The organism is Porphyrobacter sp. ULC335 (genome assembly GCF_025917005.1).
Classification (GTDB): Bacteria; Pseudomonadota; Alphaproteobacteria; order Sphingomonadales; family Sphingomonadaceae; genus Erythrobacter.
Genome location: NZ_CP078091.1, coordinates 2036350 through 2054442, shown reverse-complemented (window position 1 = coordinate 2054442; position 18093 = coordinate 2036350). Strand labels below are relative to the sequence as shown.

Genomic DNA, 18093 nt, shown 5'->3' with positions numbered 1-18093 from the left:
ATAGGCTGTCAAAGGCAAACAGCCTCCGGGTGAGCCCACTTCTCAAAGCCAAGGCCGTTCCCGCGTCGAACCGGGGTTGGCCACGAGGATCAGTCCGCAAAATGCCGAAGTTTATGACAACGCGACCCTGCCGCGAATCGCGGCAAGAGGCGCCCCTCTAGCGGCTCAATGCGCGGTTGGCACCTCTCCTGACGCGCCTGCTGCGCCCGGCTGGCTGGCGAGGTCTTCCGCCTCGGTCCATTCGATCGGCTCGAGCGGCTGGACAAGCGCATGGGCCAGCACCTCGTCGACGTGACTGACCGGGATGATCTCCAGACCTTCACGCGCGTTGGCGGGGATTTCGGCGAGGTCCTTGACGTTCTCCTCGGGGATCAGGACGATCTTGATCCCGCCACGCAAGGCCGCGAGCAGTTTCTCCTTCAACCCGCCGATCGCCAGCACCCTCCCCCGCAGCGTGACCTCGCCGGTCATCGCCACGTCGGGGCGCACCGCAATGCCGGTGAGGGTCGATACGATCGAGGTGACCATCCCGATCCCGGCACTCGGCCCGTCCTTGGGCACCGCGCCTTCGGGAAGGTGGATGTGCACGTTCTTGCGGCCGATCAGACTCGGCTTGATGCCATAGGCGGGCGCACGCGCCTTCACGAAGCTGAAGGCTGCCGCGATGCTTTCGTTCATCACCTGCCCCAATTTGCCGGTCGTCTTGACCTCGCCCTTGCCCGGGGTGGTGACGCTTTCGATGGTGAGCAGCTCGCCGCCCACCGACGTCCAGGCCAGACCGGTCACCGCGCCGACCTGCGCTTCTTCTTCCGACACGCCGTGCTTGAACTTGCGTACGCCAGAGTAGTCGCCGAGGTTTTCCGGCGTGATGGTGACGCTGTGGGTCTTCTTTTCGAGGATCTGACGCAGGGATTTGCGGCACAGCTTGGCGATCTCGCGCTCCAGCGTCCGCACCCCGGCCTCCCGGGTGTAGTAGCGGATGAGATCGCGCAAAGCCTCTTCCTCGAGCGTGAATTCGCCCTTCTTCAGCCCGTGCGCCTCGACCTGCTTCTCGACGAGGTGACGCTGGGCGATCTCGACCTTCTCGTCCTCGGTGTAACCTTCCAGCCGGATGATCTCCATCCGGTCGAGCAGCGGCTGCGGCAGGTTCAGACTGTTTGCGGTGCACACGAACATGATGTCCGAAAGGTCGAGGTCGAGCTCCAGATAGTGGTCCTGGAACTTGGAATTCTGTTCGGGATCGAGCACTTCAAGCAGCGCCGAAGCCGGATCGCCGCGGAAGTCCTGACCCAGCTTGTCGATCTCGTCGAGCAGGAACAGCGGATTGCTGGTCCCCGCCTTCTTGAGGTTGGCGACAATCTTGCCCGGCATCGAGCCGATATAGGTACGCCGGTGGCCGCGGATTTCCGCCTCGTCACGAACGCCGCCCAGCGACTGGCGCACGAATTCGCGGCCCGTCGCCTTGGCAATCGACTTGCCCAGCGACGTCTTGCCCACCCCCGGAGGGCCGACGAGGCACAGGATCGGCCCCTTCAGCTTGTTGGTGCGCGCCTGCACCGCGAGATACTCGACGATGCGGTCCTTGACCTTCTCCAGCGCATAGTGATCGGCATCGAGCACGGCCTGCGCCTGCGCGATGTCGCGCTTCAGCTTCGACTTCTTGCCCCACGGCAGGCCGAGCAGCACGTCGAGGTAATTGCGGATCACCGTCGCCTCGGCGCTCATCGGCTGCATCGCGCGCAGCTTCTTCAGCTCCGCCAGCGCCTTGGCCTTGGCTTCCTTGGAAAGCTTGGTCTTCTCGATCTTCTCGGTGAGTTCGGCAATCTCGTTGCCCTCGCCGTCATCGCCGCCGCCCAGCTCGCTCTGGATCGCCTTCAACTGCTCGTTGAGGTAATATTCGCGCTGGGTCTTTTCCATCTGGCGCTTCACACGCCCGCGGATGCGGCGTTCGACCTGAAGCACCGACAGCTCGCCTTCCATGAAGGCCATCACCAGTTCGAGCCGCTTCAAGGGATTACCCTCGGTCAGCAGCGCCTGCTTGTCCGAAACCTTGGCGCTGATCGCGGCGGCGATGGTATCGGCAAGCTGGCCGGCATCATCGACCTCGCCAAGATCGACGCCCGTATCTTCGCCCATCTTCTTGTTGAGCTTCACATATTCGCCGAATTGCTCGGTCACCTGCCGCATCAAAGCAGTGACTTCGCTGCCCGCTACGGTCTCGGGTTCGACCACATCGACTTCGGCCAGCAGGTGTGTGCCGACATCCTCCAGCGCAGAAAGCCGGGCGCGGGTCTTGCCCTCGACCAGCACGCGCACCGTGCCATCGGGCAGCTTGAGCAGCTGAAGCACCTGCGCGATCACGCCGACGTCATACAGATCATCGCCCTCGGGATCGTCGCAGCCCGGATCAAGCTGAGCGAGCAGGACGATGTCCTTGGACGCTTCCATCGCCGCTTCGAGCGCCGCCACAGATTTGTCGCGCCCGACGAACAGGGGAACGACCATGCCGGGGAAAACGACAATGTCGCGCAGGGGGAGGAGAGGGAAAGTCTGGGTCATAGCTGTGTCCACGGCGACCGGGGGGCGATCGCCTTTGAGAGGAATATGGGTAGCGGTCTTGCGGGCCGCAATGCCTTTCGCCGGAGAAGCTGTGGAACAAGGAAAGGCGCGCCAAGCGGCGAATAGAATGATGATAGCGGGATCGAACGAGAGGGAAGACAAAGACAGCACGCAGGGTGGGTTTGGCCGGAAGGTTGTCTGGCGCCCCGCGTTGCGTCTTGCGCCTCTGGTGACGATCGCTAACGCGGCTGGACCATGAATTATCGCCATTCCTTCCATGCGGGCAACAGCGCCGATGTGTTGAAGCACAGCCTGCTGATCGCCCTCATCCGGGCCTTGCAGCAAAAAGAGAGCGCGCTGACGCTGATCGACACCCACGCCGGCTGCGGGCTTTACGATCTTCACGGCGAGGAGGCCGGGCGCACAGGCGAGGCGACGCAGGGCGTGTTGCGGGCCTTTGCTGATCCGAACCCCTTGCTGGACGATTATCGCGCTGCCGTCCGAACGGTGAATGAGGGTGCCGAACCGCGCCTTTACCCCGGAAGCCCGCGCATTCTGGCGCAGCTCCTGCGGCCGCAGGATGCCCTGATCCTCAACGAGAAACATCCCGAGGACGCCTATGCCCTGCGCGGCGCGATGCGCGGCACACAAGCTGCTGTGCATGAGCGTGACGCCTACGAGTTCTGGCTGGCGATGCTGCCAACCCGGACACCGCGCGGGGTGGTGGTGGTTGATCCGCCCTACGAGCGGACAGACGAACGCGCCCGCATCACCGCCACCCTTGCTGCTGCGCACCGCAAATGGGCGCATGGCGTGACGGTGATCTGGTATCCGCTCAAGGAACGGCCCATGCATGCTCTGTGGAAGGACAAGTTGCGCAGGCTCGGCATCCCGAAATTCCTGAACGTCGAGCATTGGCTTTATGATGCCGATCAGCCCGGCATCTATAACGGTGCAGGCCTGTTCATCGTCAACCCGCCTTACGCCTTCACGCAAGGACTGCCGCCCCTGCTGGAAGCCCTGCGCGCCGCCCTGGCGCCGGAGGGGCATCGGGGCGAGATTTCGGGCGAGTGGTTGGTCGTCTAGAGGTCACCTTCAGCGCGCGTTCCTGTCGTCACAGGCAACGGACGAACGATTGATCTCAAACGAGAAAAGAAAACGCGTTGCCGAAGTTGTGCAGCAGAACGGGAAGCAGGAGGCTGCCGGTCCGCAGACGGATCCATATCCCGATGAAGGATGGAACAGCGGTCAGAGCCATGGTGACAGGATCAAACGAGAAGGCCCCGTCGGAATAACCGAAGGCGTGCGTCAATCCGAACAGGAAACATGACAGCACCGCCCCCCAGCCCCAGTCAACGCCCAGCACCCGCCTGCGTCCCCGGAACGCCTGGTCGAGCGCGAAGAGCAGGATGCCACGATAGAACAGTTCCTCCTCCAAGCCCGGCATCGTCAGTTGAAATGCGACGTCTTCTGCGCTGGGTCGGTCGGCAGGGAAGAGCATTGCGATGGCGATGAAGAAGGCACAATAGGCCGCAGCAACGGGCCCCGCAGCTTTCAGGCTACCCGGCTCGTGTGACAAGGCAATGCCGACCCGGCGGAACCCAAAGGCCGGGCGAGCCGCGATGGCGATCGTGACGGCCAAGGCCATGAGCTTGCCTTGCCAGTTCCACGCTCCTCCGATCAGATCGGGTACCAATCCGTAGCAACCGGTCAGAAGGACATCGTTGATCGCCACCAGCAGCGCAGCAATGCCAAGCCATCGCACAGAGAAATTGCGCCGATCGGCGAGACCCAGCATTGCACCGAAAAGCAGCAGAAGTGCGAGAGTTCCTGCCAGTCCAATCAGTCCGTTCACGCGCCTGCCTTTCCATTCCGGTAGGCGTTCAGGTTAGCGCGCGATTGCCACTCCCGCTCCTCATAAGGCGGATTTTCGCTCCTCAGAACTCGGCTTTCGCCAGAAGCGGGCCACCTTCGGCAAGCCTGCGCGCCGCAGTCCGATATGCACTCGGATTGCATCCCTCGATGGTCCGGAACGCACGGTTGAAACTGGCGAGCGAGGCAAAGCCGCTGTCGAGCGCAATGGTGATCAGCTTGTCGTTGCGATCACGGTCTTCCAGCAGGCGACGCGCCTCAGCGACCCGGTGGTAATTGAGAAAGGCGCGGAAATGATCGAAGCCCAGTTCCTGGTTGATCAGCGTCCTGACAGCGCGCTCGGGAGCGACCATCAGCTCCACGAAGCGGCCAAAGGTCAATGCGGGATCGAGATGCACGCGTTTTGTCTCTATCAGGTCGGTTAGGCGGCGGTAGAGCGCTTCATCACGGCGATGGCCCGCATCTGCCGCTGGCCTGATCGGAATTTCAACCGCTTCAGAGATGCCAAAGGTCAGAACATCGGCCCGGACAGCCAGAAGCCGACCTGTCAGCCAGATGCCGAAGCCCAGGATCATGGCGTTCTGGATCATGGAGAAAGCGAGTGGCCGCCAGTCGAAGCCGAACAGAGCGTCGGCGGCAAGATCAATGAACAACATTCCGCCAAGCAGCACCGCGACCATAATGCGCGCGTTATGGCGTTGCGCAACGAAGTCGCCCTGCCGTTCGTCCAAGAGGCGCCAGACAAGATGTCCGACGACGGCGAAGCCAAGCACGACAAGCCCCCGCGATAGGCCAATATTGGCGAGCATATCTCCGAACAGGCCGCGATCCGCTGCAGCGATACCAGCCCATGCAAGCCCGACCATCAAAACGCCGCCTTGCAACCTGAAGCGGCTGTCGAAGCAGGAAAGGGCAAACCACCACAGGAAAATGACTGTGAACCCGCTGGCGGCGTTTGCGAGATTGCCTATCAGTTCAGCAGGTCGCAGCGATGCGAGCGGCGTATTGCCGAGAACGAAGCCAGCCAAGCACGCTGCCAGGGGCGCAAACAGCAGAGCAGGGAAACCGACACGCTGTCTTTGGCGGAGCAGGAGCCAAGCAAGCAGAATAAGGATGCTTGCCGATCCGATACGGAGGGCGAGGTCCAGCTGTCCGATGATCATGTCCCGGCAATAGCGCCAAATCCGATTGGGCAATATCGGGAAACCGTTTTTCAGATTCCCACGCAAGCACCGTCATTAACGTTGCAACCAGCCACTGCCGGGACTTGCTGGTCGGCTTTACGCCAGATTCGTCATCCCAGCCCGGGCAGGTTGAACCCCGGTGGCAGGCCCATCGAGGACTGCATTTCCTTCATCTGATCGTTCGACACGCGATCAGCCCGGTCGCGGGCGTCGTTGAAGGCGGCGGCGACGAGGTCTTCGAGGATTTGCTTGTCGTCCACGTTCATCAGGCTGTCGTCGATGGCGACACCAAGGATGCGGCCCTTGGCACTGGCGCGGACCTTCACCAGCCCGCCGCCAGCGGTGCCTTCGACTTCGATCGAGTCGAGCTTCACCTGCATCTCGTTCATCTGCTTCTGGATGGTCTCGGCAGCCTGCTGGGCGGCGGCCATCATTTCTTCCATCGACTTCATCGGGGGTTACTCCATCAATTCCAGGGGGGGCTACCGCTCGCGGCGGCGCGGGGTTCCGTGCCGATCAATTCGGCATCGGGAAAGGCTTCGAACGCGGCCTTGACCAGCGGGTCAGCGCGGATGCGCGCATCCTCGGCCGCGGCGTCTGCTTCTGCGGTCTCGCGCAAGCTGGGCTGCGCTGCGCCCGCGCCGCGCTCAATCAGCCAGCGCTTGCCGGTCACCTTGAACAGCGCTTCGCGGATATCGGGCGCGGGGTCATCAGGGAAGCTGTCAGCCTGCTGATAGACCAGCCGCTCCGGCCCGATTTCGATCACCCGCACGCGGTCCCGCATGATCTGGGCGACGCGCAGCTGGCCCGAGGCATCGACCTGATCCACCAGCGCGGCCCAGGTCTGCACCGGGGAAGCGGCGGCGGGTGCGGCCGGCGCGGGGGCGGTGCCTTGGGCGCCCTCACCGATCGGCGCAGCGGCAAAGCCACTCGCGGCAAGTTCCTCGATGCGTTTCGCCAGCTTGCCGGGATCGGGCATTTGCGCCGCGTGGAGGATGCGCAGCAGCGCCATCTGGAGCGAGACCAGCGGATCGGGCGCGGTGCGCACCTCGTCATGGCCTTTGAGCAGCAATTGCCACAGGCGATGCAACTCTCCTGCCCCCAGCCGCGCGGCAAAATCGGCAAGCGCGGCGCGCTCTTCCTCGGCAGGCGCATCGGGCTCGGAGCCCGAAACCTGCGCGAGCGTGACGCGGTGGGTAAGGTCCATCAGCGCGCGGATCAGAGCCAGCGGCTCGACACCAAGGGCATATTGTTCGTCGACGGCGGCGAGCAACGCCGGTGCGTCGCCTTCGAGCAGGTGGCCGAGCAGGCGGCGCTGCGCGCTCTTGTCGGCCAGACCGAGCATGTCGCGCACACGCGTGGCGGCAACCTTGCCCTCGCCATCGAGGTCGGCATGGGCAATCGCCTGATCAAGGATCGACAGCCCGTCACGCACCGAACCTTCGGCGGCATTGGCGATGATGCTGAGCGCTTCGGCTTCGGCGTCCACCCCTTCGAGACGGCAGACCTTAGCGAAATGATCGGCCAGCATCGGCGCGGGAATGCGGCGCAGGTCGAAGCGCTGGGTGCGGCTCAGCACCGTGACGGGCAGCTTGTCGACCTCGGTGGTGGCGAACAGGAACTTCACATGCGGCGGCGGTTCCTCAAGAGTCTTGAGCAAGGCATTGAAAGCATTGCGGGACAGCATGTGGACTTCATCGATAATGTAGATCTTGTAGCGCGCCGAAACGGCTGCGTAGCGTACCTGTTCGATGATCTCGCGCACATCGTCGACACCGGTGTTGGAGGCGGCGTCCATCTCGATCACGTCGATGTGGCGGCCTTCCGCGATGGCGGTGCATGGCTCACATTGGCCGCAAGGGTCGATCGTCGGACCGCCCTGCCCGTCAGGCCCAATGCAATTGAGCGCCTTGGCAATCAGCCGCGCGGTCGAAGTCTTGCCGACCCCGCGCACGCCGGTCATCAGGAAGGCATGGGCCAGCCGGTCGCGGGCGATGGCATTGGCGAGGGTGCGGACCATCGCCTCCTGCCCGATCAGCTCGGAAAAGGTCTGCGGGCGATATTTGCGGGCTAGGACACGGTAAGGCTGCGTCACGCTGGCCGGGGTCAAGACCGGGTCAGGAGCGGGCAAGACCGGCTCTGGCGCGGGTGGAGCTGGGGCTGGAGCCGCCGGCGCGAGGTCACCAAACAGCGCGTTCTGCCCGGCCGCCTCCAGCTCGGCCGCGGTCGGGCCGGCGTCAGTTTCCTCAGGCAGATCGGGATCGGAATCGGTCATGCCAACAAGCTAGGCGTTCAAACCCGCTTTGTCATGGTGCGCATCAGGGCGAATGCCGTGAAAAAGGAGCCGAGCGACCCGCCGCAATCCACCTGAGCTGCTTCCTTCCGGACCTGACTCGGTGAGCAGACGCAAACGTCCACCCGACTCCCGAGCGCGCATATGGCGGCGAAGATGCAGTTTTGCAAGATGATTGCCGGTAAGCGTAATCAGTCGAGCGCGATCCCCAGCCGCAGCGCTTCTGCCTCCAACGCGGCGTTAGCTGCAGCTATGCGGTCTGCGCGGCGGGTGCTGCGCTGCAAGTCATCCAAAAAGAGGTCCCGTATCGCCACGCAAATGGCAAGGCCATCGCGTGCATCCTCTGCCTCCCCGAGGCGGCTGCCGACTTCAGCCTGCCGTTTGATATCCGCAACTTGTTCGGCAGTTGTCATGCCGGGATAGGCTTCGAGAAGGCTGGCGATTTGCTTTTCCGAAATCCCGTCCTCTTTAAGGAGCCGCTTGATCAGCCAAGCTTTCAGCAGCTCCTGATATTTGGCTTCCGCGGTAAAATCAGGAACTTCGGCTACATGTTCACGCAGAACATCCTCAAGCCCCTTCAGGTTCTCGAGCGCCGCCAAGTCATCGCGAAAGTCTGATTTCGAACAGTCGAAATTGGATAGGAAGGCATCGACCTGCCTCCGCCACAACCCCCCCGGATGGACCGGCTTGGGGTCATTGGCCGCGCCACCCTGGTGAGCAGGATCAACGGCAAGCGCCTTGGCCTCAGGTGCAGGAGCACCAGCCTGCGCGGGCACACAAATCGCAACCAGAACGGCCAAAAGACAGATGCGCACAGTGGAACCCCTCGGCTAGACCGCCCTTACCAAAGCTAAGCTTCGATCATTACGTGCCGATGGCTCCAGCCTCAACTCTCTCAGGTGTAGCAGGACACTTGACAGAAATGCTGGCAACTCATCCGATCAGCGAAAATTATCCGCGTAGGCCTGAAGCTTCAGCCGCTTGGGCGGGGTCGCGTGGACGCGCGCGGGGATGCCGTATTTCGCCGCATAGGCCTTGGCCGCATCCTTCGATGGGAAGGTGAGCCGCACCTGCGATTGCGTGTCGCCGCTGCCGGTCCACCCCATCAGCGGATCGGCAAAGCGCGCCTCCGACTGCTCGAACTCGAGCAGCCATTCATCGGTATGCGCCTTGCCGGACTGCATGGCGTGCTTGGTCTTCTGGTAAATTCTCGCGCTCATGCCCTGCCCCTTAGATCACGAATCGCTGCGGTTGAAGGCGTTTTTGGTCTTCATGCTCGGCTTTTCGAGCCACGGCTGATCCGGCCAGCGATGCTTGGGATAGCGGCCCTTCATGTCCTTGACGACATCGCGCCAGCTGCCACGCCAGAAACCCGGCAGGTCGCGGGTCGACTGGACCGGACGCCCGCCCGGGCTGGTCAGCTTGAGAAGCAGCGGGGTGGTGCCGATCATCGGGTGGGTATCGAGGCCGAACACCCCCTGCACCCGCACTTCGACACTGGGAGCATCATCGCCCGCATAGTCGATGGCGTGGCGGGTGTCGGCGGGCGAGGTGAAGTGCGTGGGCGCGGCGCGGTCAAGCGCCTGCCGCGCATTCCAGTCGAGCAGGCCCAAAGCCGCTTCTGCGAAACGATGCATTGGCAGATCGAGATCGCGCCGTCCGGCCAGAAGCGGCGAAAGCCATTCCCCTGCGCGCTCGGTCAAGTTCTGCGCAGACAGGGCATCCACTCCGGCAAAGCGGGCGCGGGCAAGAAAGCCTGCGGGGAGAATGTCCCCCAGCCGCTCCAGAGCTTTCTCCACAAGGATATCCACAAGCACTGCCGGATCTGGCGAAGGCTCCGGCACACTTGCCAGCACAATCGCGCCAAGCCGCCGTTCGCGCCGGGCTTCGACGCGCTCCTTTTCGCTATTCCAGCGGGTTGTGATGCGTTCCTGAAGTGCCTTTGCAAATAGCGCCGCAATCCTCTCGGAGGCGATCTCTGCTCCCGCCGTGATCCGCGCGCCCTTGGCCTGGCCTTGTGCGTCGCCGATCACGATCCACTCGGCGCGCGCCAGTGGTGAGGCTGCATCGAGCATGTAGCCGCGCCCCCCTGCGCTCAACCAGTGCTCGCCAGAAGGATCGCGCCGCCGGGCCACGAAATCCGGACGCGCAAGCGCCAGCGCTTCGGCGGCGTCTGCCGCAGGGCTTTCACCGATCACATGAGCCAATTTGCGGGCCTGCCCCGCCCAGCCCTGCGCGATCCGCGCCGCCGCCACGCTGCGCGGTGCGCGGTCGCCGCGCCAGCGGGTGAGGCGGTGCAGCAAATCCTCGCCCCGCCCGCCTAGCCCGCGTTCCTGCAACAGCATCACCAGCCGCGCCGCATCTTCCCCGCAGCCCGCCGCCGCGCCGTGGAGCACAGCCGCAGCCTGATCGGGTGCCATGGGGAGCGCACCAATCGCCTCGCCCAGCGGAGTGATCCGCCCGGATGTATCGAGCGCCCCCAAGGCTTCCAGCGCGGTCCGCGCAGCAGCCACAGAAGCCTCGGGCGGCGGATCGAGCCATGGCAAAGCTGCCGGATTGACCGTGCCCCACTTCGCGAGCCTCAGAAGCAGCGGAGCAAGGTCAGCCTGCATAATCTCGGCGGGGGCGAATTCGGGGCGTCCTGCGTGGCCTGCCTCTTCCCACAAGCGGTAAGCGACCCCCGGCCCCTGCCGCGCCGCACGGCCCGCGCGCTGGGCCGCTGACGCCTGGCTGGCGCGCCGGGTCACGAGATGCGTCGTTCCCGCCGCCCGGTCGAACTCGGCAAGGCGTGCAAGTCCACTATCGACCACCACGCCCACCCCGTCCAAAGTCAGCGAGGTTTCGGCAATTGCCGTGGCGAGCACAATCCGGCGGCGGCCTTCTGCATCACGGCGGATCGCAGCGCGCTGAGCGGCGGGCTCTATCTGGCCGTGGAGCGGGTGGATCGGCACATTGGCGAGGCGCGGCTCCAGCCTATCTCGCACGCGTTCAATCTCGCGCACGCCGGGAAGGAAGGCGAGAATATCGCCCGTCTCGTCGCGCCATGCGGTAAGCACGGCGGCGGCCATGCGGTCTTCGATAGCCTGCGCAGAATCGCCGCCAAGCCACTTGATTGTCAGCGGAAAACTGCGCCCTTCGCTTTCGATGATCGGTGCGCCTTCGCCCAGCAACTGGGCAAAGCGTGCACCGTCGATCGTCGCTGACATAACCAGCACCCGCAGGTCTTCGCGCAGCACAGCGCGGGTCTCAAGCGCCAGCGCCAGACCGAGATCACTGTCGAGCGCGCGTTCATGCGCCTCGTCGAACAGCAGTGCGGAAACCCCGGGGAGTTCGGGATCATCCACCAGCCGGTTCACAAGGATTGCCTCGGTGACGACGAGGATACGGGTGCAGGCCGAAACCTTGCTGTCGAGGCGGGTCATGTAGCCAACCGTCTCGCCCGGCTTCTCGCCCAGCATTTCGGCCATGCGCTCTGCCGCAGCGCGGGCGGCGACGCGGCGGGGCGAGGTGAGGATGATCTGCCCGGTGCACCATGCCTCGCCCAGCAGGTCAGGCGCGACCGCCGTGGTCTTGCCCGCTCCCGGCGGCGCAATCAGTACGCCCGCGCCCTCCCCCGCCAACGCGGAACGGATCGCGGGGAGGACGGCTTGAATGGGGAGGTCTGTCATTTTCTCAATCGTCATGCTGAACTTGTTTCAGCATCCATGCCCGCAATCATGCTCGGTGCTTGCGGACAAATAGACCCTGAAACAAGTTCAGGGTGACGGCGAGAGGAATCAATGCCCGCGCGCGACCGCGAATTGCGCCGCTTCGGCCATGGCTGCACGCGCCTTCCCGTCGGGGAAGATAGAAATCGCGTCGATTGCCCGGTGCGCGAAGTGGCGTGCCCGTTCGCGGGTATCCTCAAGCGCGTTGTGCTTGCCGATCAGGGCAATCGCATGGGCAAGGTCTGCATCGGACGAGCGATGGCCGATGATCGCGTCCTTCCAGAACTTGCGCTCTTCCTCGTTCCCGCGGGCATAGGCGAGGATCACCGGCAGGGTCATCTTGCCTTCGCGGAAGTCGTCCCCCTGATCCTTGCCCATTTCGGCGGCGTCGGAATCATAATCGATCGCATCGTCGACCAGCTGGAAGGCCACCCCGAGGTTACGGCCATAGGCTTCGAGCGCGTGCTCCTGCTCTTCAGAGCATTCAGCCACCACCGCCGCGATCTGGCTGGCGGCGGCAAACAGCGCGGCGGTCTTGGCACCGATGATGTGGAGATATTGCTCTTCACTAGTGTTGATCTGGCGCTGGGCCGAAAGCTGCGAGACTTCGCCCTCCGCGATCACCGCGCTGGCGCGGGAGAGGATCGAGAGGACGCGCAGGGAGCCGTCCTCGGTCATCAGTTCGAAAGCGCGGCTGAACAGGAAGTCGCCAACCAGCACGGTCGCCGGATTGCCGAAAATGATATTGGCCGCCGCCTTGCCGCGCCGCAGTTCGCTGCCATCCACAACATCATCATGCAGCAGCGTGGCGGTGTGAATGAACTCGACTGCGGCGGCGAGTTTATGATGGCGGGTGCCCTTGTAGCCGACCAGTTCGGCTCCAGCGAGCGTCAGCATCGGACGCAGCCGCTTGCCCCCGCCCGAGATCAGATGCCCGGCCAGACGCGGGATCAGCGGGATTTCGCTCTGCATCCGGTCAAGGATCACGGCGTTCACAGAATTCATCCCGCCCGCCGTCAGGGACAGCATCGGATCGAGTGTCGGCGCCTTGCGCGGCAGAGGAATGATGTCGGCACTCATACTCCATCGGCTCTACGGCGGCCCCAGCGTGCTTGGCAAGCGCAGAATTGCTGCTAGTTTTGCGCTCTATGCCGCACAATCCGCAAGCCCATCCCGAGCCCGATCCCGTTCTGGCCGCCTTTCGCAAAAGCATCGACAATATTGATGCGGCGCTGATCCATATCCTGGCGGAGCGTTTCCGCATCACCCAGGCGGTGGGTCAGTACAAGGCGAAGGCGACCCTGCCCCCTGCCGACCCTGATCGCGAGGCACGGCAGATCGCGCGGCTGCGCAAACTTTCGGAAGATGCCGATCTCGATCCCGAGTTCTCGGAGAAATTCCTGCGCTTCATCATTGATGAAGTGATCCGCCACCACGAACGCGCGGCCGCGGGATAGTACCCGGAAAAAAGGGGCACGCAGCCGGTTCAGAAGCTGCGTGCCCCCATCATGCGCGCTCCATCGGGATGGCAGGGCTGCGGGGCCGCATCACCTTGCCAGAGCGTCGCAAGTTGACAGATCAGCCGCGCGGGCGGCGGGCGCGGGGCGGGCGCGAGACGCCCTCGGCGCGGGTGCGGGTAACGGTGTTGCTCACCTGCCCATTGGCGCGCGTCGTGGTCCGCTGACGCGAGGCGAGGGTTTCGCCGGCGCTGTTGGTGACGCTCTGGCTGGCCGAGGAGTTGCCCTGCCCGTCGCGGCTGCGGCCACTGGCAAGGCCATAGGTCTCGCCGCGACGGCCGGTGGCAGTCCCGGTGAAGGTCGATCCGTTTTCGGTGCGAACACGCTCGCCCTCGACGCTGCGGGTGCGGCCCTGGGGTCCGGTCTGGGTCAGCGAGACTTCCGCGCCGGTCTCGGTACGCTGGCGCACGGCGCTGCTGGAAGCGGTGTTGCCGGTGTTGAGATTGGTCGCCTCGCGGTCGCGGGTGGCAGTGCCGGTTTCGCGGTCAACCGTGGTCGTCTGGACGGCGCTGACATTGGGGCCTTCAAAAGTCTTCGTGCGGGTCTGCTCCTGCGCTGCGGCCGGGAGAGCGAGCGCAATGGCAGTGAGCGAGGCGAGCATAAGGGGGGTCTTGAGCATGGCAGTTTTCCTCCTTGCAATCAAAAGCTTGCGGGGTCTTTCCGGAGGCGGGGGTCGATGCCGCCGGTGACATGAGGAAAACGTGCGACCGCGCCTGACCCTTCGCGCTGGCTACAAGTTTTTTACTCGGCAGGTGACGGTTCGGGGGCAGACGCGGGACTTATCGCCGGGACTACAATGCTGCGGCGGGCGCGGTATTCGTCGATCAACGCGCGGCGTTGTTCGGGCGGCATTTGGCGCAGCGCCTCACGCCGTTCTTCGGGCGACATGCGACGCAGCTTCTCGATCCGCTCACGCCGCTCAAGCGCCTGCTTGTCTTCACGCAAGGGCCGCAAAATATCTTCGCGGGTGAGTGCTTCGCCCTGATCAACCTTGCGCTGCATCTCCGCACGCCGTTCTTCGATGCGTTGGTCGATAAGCTGCTCGCGCCGGGCCTGCGCCTCGTCGATGCGGGCGCGCAGGCGGGCTTCCTGTTCGGCGTCCGGCACCGGCAGGCCGGCCGCGCGGCGACGCTCGATGGCATTATTGATGCGCTGGTCGGTGATCTGCCGACGCTCCTCGCGCCGCCCTGCCCGCATCGCATCAATGCGGCGGAAGGCTTCGCCCAGTTCCTCGGGCGTGTCGACTGGTCCGACTATTTTGATCGGCGTCGGCGAGACGGCGGGAGCGGGCACGGCGTTATCCGCCAGCGCCTTGGGCGACGATGCCGCCGCAGCGGTTTCGGAACCGGTAATGCTAGCCCAAACCGTCTGAGGTGCAGGAATGGTGATATCGAGCCGTTCGAGCAGCCCTGTCGCCGCGGCTGCGGTGGCCAGAGCGCCAAAGCTGGCAAGGCCGATGGCTATGCGCCGCCCGGTTCGCCAGCCGGGCCGGAGGGCCGGGCGGCGCAATGCCGGCAAGGGCGCAGGGCGCACTTCCGCAGCCGCAAGCACGCGGTCGGCAAACCCGGTGGAAAGGCCAGGGACGGGGTAATCGTCGAGCACCTTGGCCAAGGGACTGCCCGGCATGATCGGCCCGCCCTGTTCCTGTTCATTCACGCTCATCGCGCATCTCCCTGCGCCGCAAAGGCCTGCCGCAGCGCCGATCGGGCGCGATGCAGCAGGGATTCGAAGGCCTTGATGTTCATTTCCATCGCTTCGGCAGCTTCGACATTGGGCAGTTCCTCGTAGTAGGTCAGCACGATTGCGGCGCGCTGCCGCTCTGGGAGCGCCAGCACCAGCGCCCGTGCCATGCCGTCGCGCTCGCCTGCCTCGATCAGGGCATCGGCAAGCGGCTCCGCATCCTCGCGATCCGGTACCTCTCCATCCGAGAGCCGCCGCGTGCGGCGCAGGCGGTCAATCGCAAGGTTGGTGACCACGCGGTTCAGCCACCCGCCAAGCCTGAGCGTCGCCGCAGCCTGGCTTCCCGCCGGATGGCGTGCGGCAATGCCGGGCGCCTGATCCCACAGCCGCAGCATCGCCTCCTGCACGATATCCTCGGCCTCATGCGCATCGCCCGTCATGCGAAAGGCGACGCGGTGAACCTGCCGGCCATGACGCGCAATCATCTCGCGCAGAGCCGCAGGATCGCGCGCCGCCAACTGCGCTGCCCATATCGCATCATCGCCGGGGCCGGCGACTGCCTGTGCAAGTATGGATGGCTCGCCGGTGGCGGTCATATCGTGCAAATGGCCCCGTTTGCGTGTCGTGTTTAGCAGCTACAACGCGGGGCTTGCCAAAACCCTTCGCGGGGGGTGCAGAATCAATCCGCGCGGGGCAGGCGCAGCTCGACCAGCAGCCCGCCCAGATCCTCGCTCTCGCCCAGCGTCACGCTGCCGCCGTAGATTTCCGCCACATCGCGCACGATTGCGAGGCCAAGGCCGGTGCCGGGCTTGTCGGTATCGAGCCTCACGCCGCGATCGAAGATGCGAATGCGTTCAGCCTCGGGAATTCCCGTGCCGTCATCCTCGACCCAGATTAGGCACATCTTCAGATCGGGGGGCGTGTCGGCCTCCTCGGGATCGATGGTCACGAAGACGCTGCCGCCTCCGTATTTCGCGGCGTTCTCGATCAGGTTGCCGAGCAACTCGTCCAGATCCTGACGCTCCAGAGCGACGGTCGCAGCCTTGTCCCCTGCAATGTCGAGGCGTCCTTCGGGGTAGAGCCGCTCGACAGCACGGCGCACGGCTTCTGCACTGGCCATGACATTGGTGCGCGCATGGCCGACAGCGCGGCGGCCGACAGCGCGGGCGCGGGCCAAGTGGTGGTCGACATGGCGCTGCATCGTGCGCGTCTCGCGCATGACCGCTTCGCCAAGATCGGGGGCGCGCGCGGTGGCGGCGTTGGTGAGGACGGTGAGCGGGGTCTTCAAGGCGTGCGCCAGATTGCCTGCATGCCGCCGCGCTTCTTCGGCCTGCCGCTCGGAATGTTCGAGCAGTCCGTTCAATTCCTCGACCAGCGGCTGCACTTCAAGCGGCAGCGGCTCGGTAATGCGGCCCGCCCCGGTGGTGCGCAGGTTCGAGATAGCGGCGCGCACCCGCCGTAGCGGTGACAGGCCGTAGCGGATCTGGAGCAGCGCCATCAGCAGCAACCCGAGGCCCAACACGGCAAAGCTCCAGATCAGGATCAGCCGCACCCGCCCGATCTGTGCATCCATCTGCTCGGTCGCGCTGGCAACCGCGAAGGTCCAGCGTGTCTCGCTGCCGGGCAGGATCACGGTGCGCTCGGCCAGCCGCAGCGGCTCGCCCGAAAACTGGTCGGAATTGTAGAAATGGACTTCGCTGTCGAACTGGTCGCCCTTGGTCTCGGCGCCGTGCAGCTTCAGCGTGCGGTCCCACAGACTGCGCGATGGCCAGGGCTCGTAATTGCCCCCGCTGATTTGCCAGTAGAGCCCACTGCCCGGCTCAAGGAACCGCTGGTCGCCAAGCGTGCGGTAGAAATAGACCTCGCCGCTCGCGTCGATCTCGGCCGAGGCGATCATTGCGGTCAGGATGTAATCGAGCTGTTCGTCGAAATTGGCTTCGACCTGCGTGGTCAGCGTGCGCTCCAGCGCGACGCCGCCACCGAGCAGGAGCACGAAGATCCAGCCCGCCGCAATCAACCCCATACGCCGGGCAAGGCTCGCCCGCGGCTTCGCCAAGGGAGCGCTGCTCACGTCCTCCGGCACGCCAGCCCCCTCGCCAGCAGGCAAGGTTGCGCGGGCGTCGCCGCCAGACGCAGCCGCCTCAGGCGCGCGGCTGGTCGGCGGGGTCGTCGAGGCTGTAACCGAGGCCACGGATGGTCGTTATCACGTCTGCGCCAAGCTTCTTGCGAATGCGGGTGACGAAGACTTCGATGGTGTTGGAATCCCGGTCGAAATCCTGATCGTAGATATGCTCGATCAACTCGGTGCGGCTCACCACCTTGCCCTTGTGGTGCATGAGGTAGCTGAGCAGCTTGTATTCCTGCGCCGTCAGCTTCACCGGCTCGCCTGCCAGCGTGACCCGGCCCGAGCGGGTGTCCAGCCGCACGTCGCCCGCGGTCAGTTCCGACGAGGTATTGCCCGAAGCACGGCGAATCAGCGCGCGCAGACGGGCGATCAGTTCTTCGGTCTGGAACGGCTTGGCGAGATAATCGTCAGCGCCGGCATCAAGGCCAGCAACCTTGTCGCTCCAGCTGTCCCGCGCGGTCAGCACCAGCACCGGGAAGGTGCGCCCCTCACGCCGCCACATGCCAAGGACGGTCAGCCCGTCAATCTCGGGCAGGCCGAGATCGAGAACCACCGCGTCATAATCCTCGGTCGAGCCCATGAAGTGCCCGTCCTCGCCATCGGTGGACAGGTCCACGGCATAGCCTTGCCCTTCCAACGTCGATTTGAGCTGTGCGCCAAGGGTCGGTTCGTCTTCGACGATCAGAATGCGCATGATCCACCATTTTCCTGCCTAGCGATGCGCCGGGTCGTGCGCTTTTGGCGCGAGTGCGTCAAGCGAGCGCCATGCGCCAACCCTGCGGCTTTCCCCCGCGAAACATGCATGTCAGCGCACTATCAACGTGAGCGGCCAATGATCCGCCCGGTCCGGGCATCAACATCGACATAGGTCACGCGGCCGTCCTTGATGAACTTGAGGCGATAGGCGCGAGCGGTCGAATCATAGGCAAAGCCGAGATATTCGGCATCCCGCATCGTCGGCAGGATCCGCGCCTCGATTTCGCCCGAACGCATGATGTTGCCCGCCTGCGCCTCGCGCCGCGCCTCGCCCTGATCGCCGCGCGGCTGGTCCTGCGCACACGCAGGTGCACTGACCAGCGCGAAGGCGCCAAGGGAAGCAAGGAAGATGGCAGGAAAGACTTTCATGACAGGATCATGCCTAGCGTATGTCCATTGA

17 protein-coding genes and 1 other RNA gene are annotated in these 18093 nt (G+C 64.5%); 2 read left to right on the top strand and 16 right to left on the bottom strand.

Annotated elements, in window-relative coordinates; genetic code table 11:
- Nucleotides 1–165 precede the first annotated feature (165 nt).
- Nucleotides 166–2559: an endopeptidase La gene (gene lon / locus KVF90_RS09775; RefSeq protein WP_264391396.1), complete on the bottom strand. Its 2394-nt coding sequence runs from the start codon at nt 2557–2559 to the stop codon at nt 166–168.
- Between the two features lie 255 nt (nt 2560–2814).
- On the opposite strand from lon, the gene KVF90_RS09770 reads away from it, so the two are divergent.
- Nucleotides 2815–3645 (top strand): 23S rRNA (adenine(2030)-N(6))-methyltransferase RlmJ, encoded by an 831-nt coding sequence (locus KVF90_RS09770; protein WP_264391395.1) that lies wholly within the window; start codon nt 2815–2817, stop codon nt 3643–3645.
- Between the two features lie 55 nt (nt 3646–3700).
- Here KVF90_RS09770 and KVF90_RS09765 read toward each other — a convergent pair whose 3' ends face one another.
- From KVF90_RS09765 to KVF90_RS09725, 9 genes are all read right to left on the bottom strand, one after another.
- On the bottom strand, nt 3701–4414 hold the full coding sequence (locus KVF90_RS09765; RefSeq protein WP_264391394.1) for a CPBP family intramembrane glutamic endopeptidase, BDIM_20840 family: 714 nt from the start codon (nt 4412–4414) through the stop codon (nt 3701–3703).
- A gap of 82 nt (nt 4415–4496) precedes the next feature.
- Entirely contained in the window at nt 4497–5594 is a 1098-nt protein-coding gene (locus tag KVF90_RS09760; protein ID WP_264391393.1) for an AraC family transcriptional regulator, read from the bottom strand.
- 131 nt (nt 5595–5725) lie between these two features.
- Nucleotides 5726–6067 (bottom strand): YbaB/EbfC family nucleoid-associated protein, encoded by a 342-nt coding sequence (locus KVF90_RS09755; RefSeq protein ID WP_264391392.1) that lies wholly within the window; start codon nt 6065–6067, stop codon nt 5726–5728.
- A 14-nt stretch (nt 6068–6081) separates the two neighbouring features.
- The gene (locus KVF90_RS09750; protein WP_264391391.1) at nt 6082–7890 is read right to left on the bottom strand and encodes a DNA polymerase III subunit gamma/tau; all 1809 of its coding nucleotides are present in this window, start codon (nt 7888–7890) and stop codon (nt 6082–6084) included.
- 59 nt (nt 7891–7949) lie between these two features.
- An RNA gene (gene ffs / locus KVF90_RS09745) (signal recognition particle sRNA small type) lies at nt 7950–8044 on the bottom strand.
- A gap of 55 nt (nt 8045–8099) precedes the next feature.
- The gene (locus tag KVF90_RS09740; RefSeq protein WP_264391390.1) at nt 8100–8723 is read right to left on the bottom strand and encodes a hypothetical protein; all 624 of its coding nucleotides are present in this window, start codon (nt 8721–8723) and stop codon (nt 8100–8102) included.
- A 126-nt stretch (nt 8724–8849) separates the two neighbouring features.
- Nucleotides 8850–9128, bottom strand: a complete 279-nt coding sequence (locus tag KVF90_RS09735) for an ETC complex I subunit (RefSeq protein WP_264391389.1) — start codon at nt 9126–9128, stop codon at nt 8850–8852.
- Nucleotides 9129–9143: 15 nt separating this feature from the next.
- Entirely contained in the window at nt 9144–11591 is a 2448-nt protein-coding gene (hrpB, locus tag KVF90_RS09730; protein WP_264391388.1) for an ATP-dependent helicase HrpB, read from the bottom strand.
- 93 nt (nt 11592–11684) lie between these two features.
- Nucleotides 11685–12695, bottom strand: a complete 1011-nt coding sequence (locus KVF90_RS09725; RefSeq protein ID WP_264391387.1) for a polyprenyl synthetase family protein — start codon at nt 12693–12695, stop codon at nt 11685–11687.
- A 68-nt stretch (nt 12696–12763) separates the two neighbouring features.
- Between KVF90_RS09725 and KVF90_RS09720 the strand changes: the two genes are divergently transcribed.
- Entirely contained in the window at nt 12764–13072 is a 309-nt protein-coding gene (locus KVF90_RS09720) for a chorismate mutase (protein WP_264391386.1), read from the top strand.
- 121 nt (nt 13073–13193) lie between these two features.
- Here the strand turns inward: KVF90_RS09720 and KVF90_RS09715 are convergent, their stop codons facing one another.
- From KVF90_RS09715 to KVF90_RS09690, 6 genes are all read right to left on the bottom strand, one after another.
- Nucleotides 13194–13751, bottom strand: coding sequence for a hypothetical protein (locus KVF90_RS09715; protein WP_264391385.1), 558 nt, complete (start codon nt 13749–13751; stop codon nt 13194–13196).
- Nucleotides 13752–13873: 122 nt separating this feature from the next.
- A complete protein-coding gene (locus KVF90_RS09710; protein WP_264391384.1) occupies nt 13874–14794 on the bottom strand; it encodes a hypothetical protein in 921 nt (306 codons plus the stop codon).
- Nucleotides 14791–15408: a sigma-70 family RNA polymerase sigma factor gene (locus KVF90_RS09705; RefSeq protein WP_264394471.1), complete on the bottom strand. Its 618-nt coding sequence runs from the start codon at nt 15406–15408 to the stop codon at nt 14791–14793. Before KVF90_RS09705 ends, KVF90_RS09710 begins: the two co-directional genes overlap by 4 nt.
- An 83-nt stretch (nt 15409–15491) precedes the next feature.
- Nucleotides 15492–17003, bottom strand: a complete 1512-nt coding sequence (locus KVF90_RS09700) for a sensor histidine kinase (protein ID WP_264391383.1) — start codon at nt 17001–17003, stop codon at nt 15492–15494.
- A complete protein-coding gene (locus tag KVF90_RS09695; protein ID WP_086740283.1) occupies nt 16954–17631 on the bottom strand; it encodes a response regulator transcription factor in 678 nt (225 codons plus the stop codon). The genes KVF90_RS09700 and KVF90_RS09695 overlap by 50 nt, the downstream gene beginning before the upstream one ends.
- 122 nt (nt 17632–17753) lie before the next feature.
- Nucleotides 17754–18062 carry a PepSY domain-containing protein gene (locus KVF90_RS09690; RefSeq protein ID WP_264391382.1) on the bottom strand — a complete coding sequence of 103 codons (309 nt, stop codon included), beginning with the start codon at nt 18060–18062 and terminating at the stop codon, nt 17754–17756.
- Nucleotides 18063–18093: the final 31 nt, after the last annotated feature.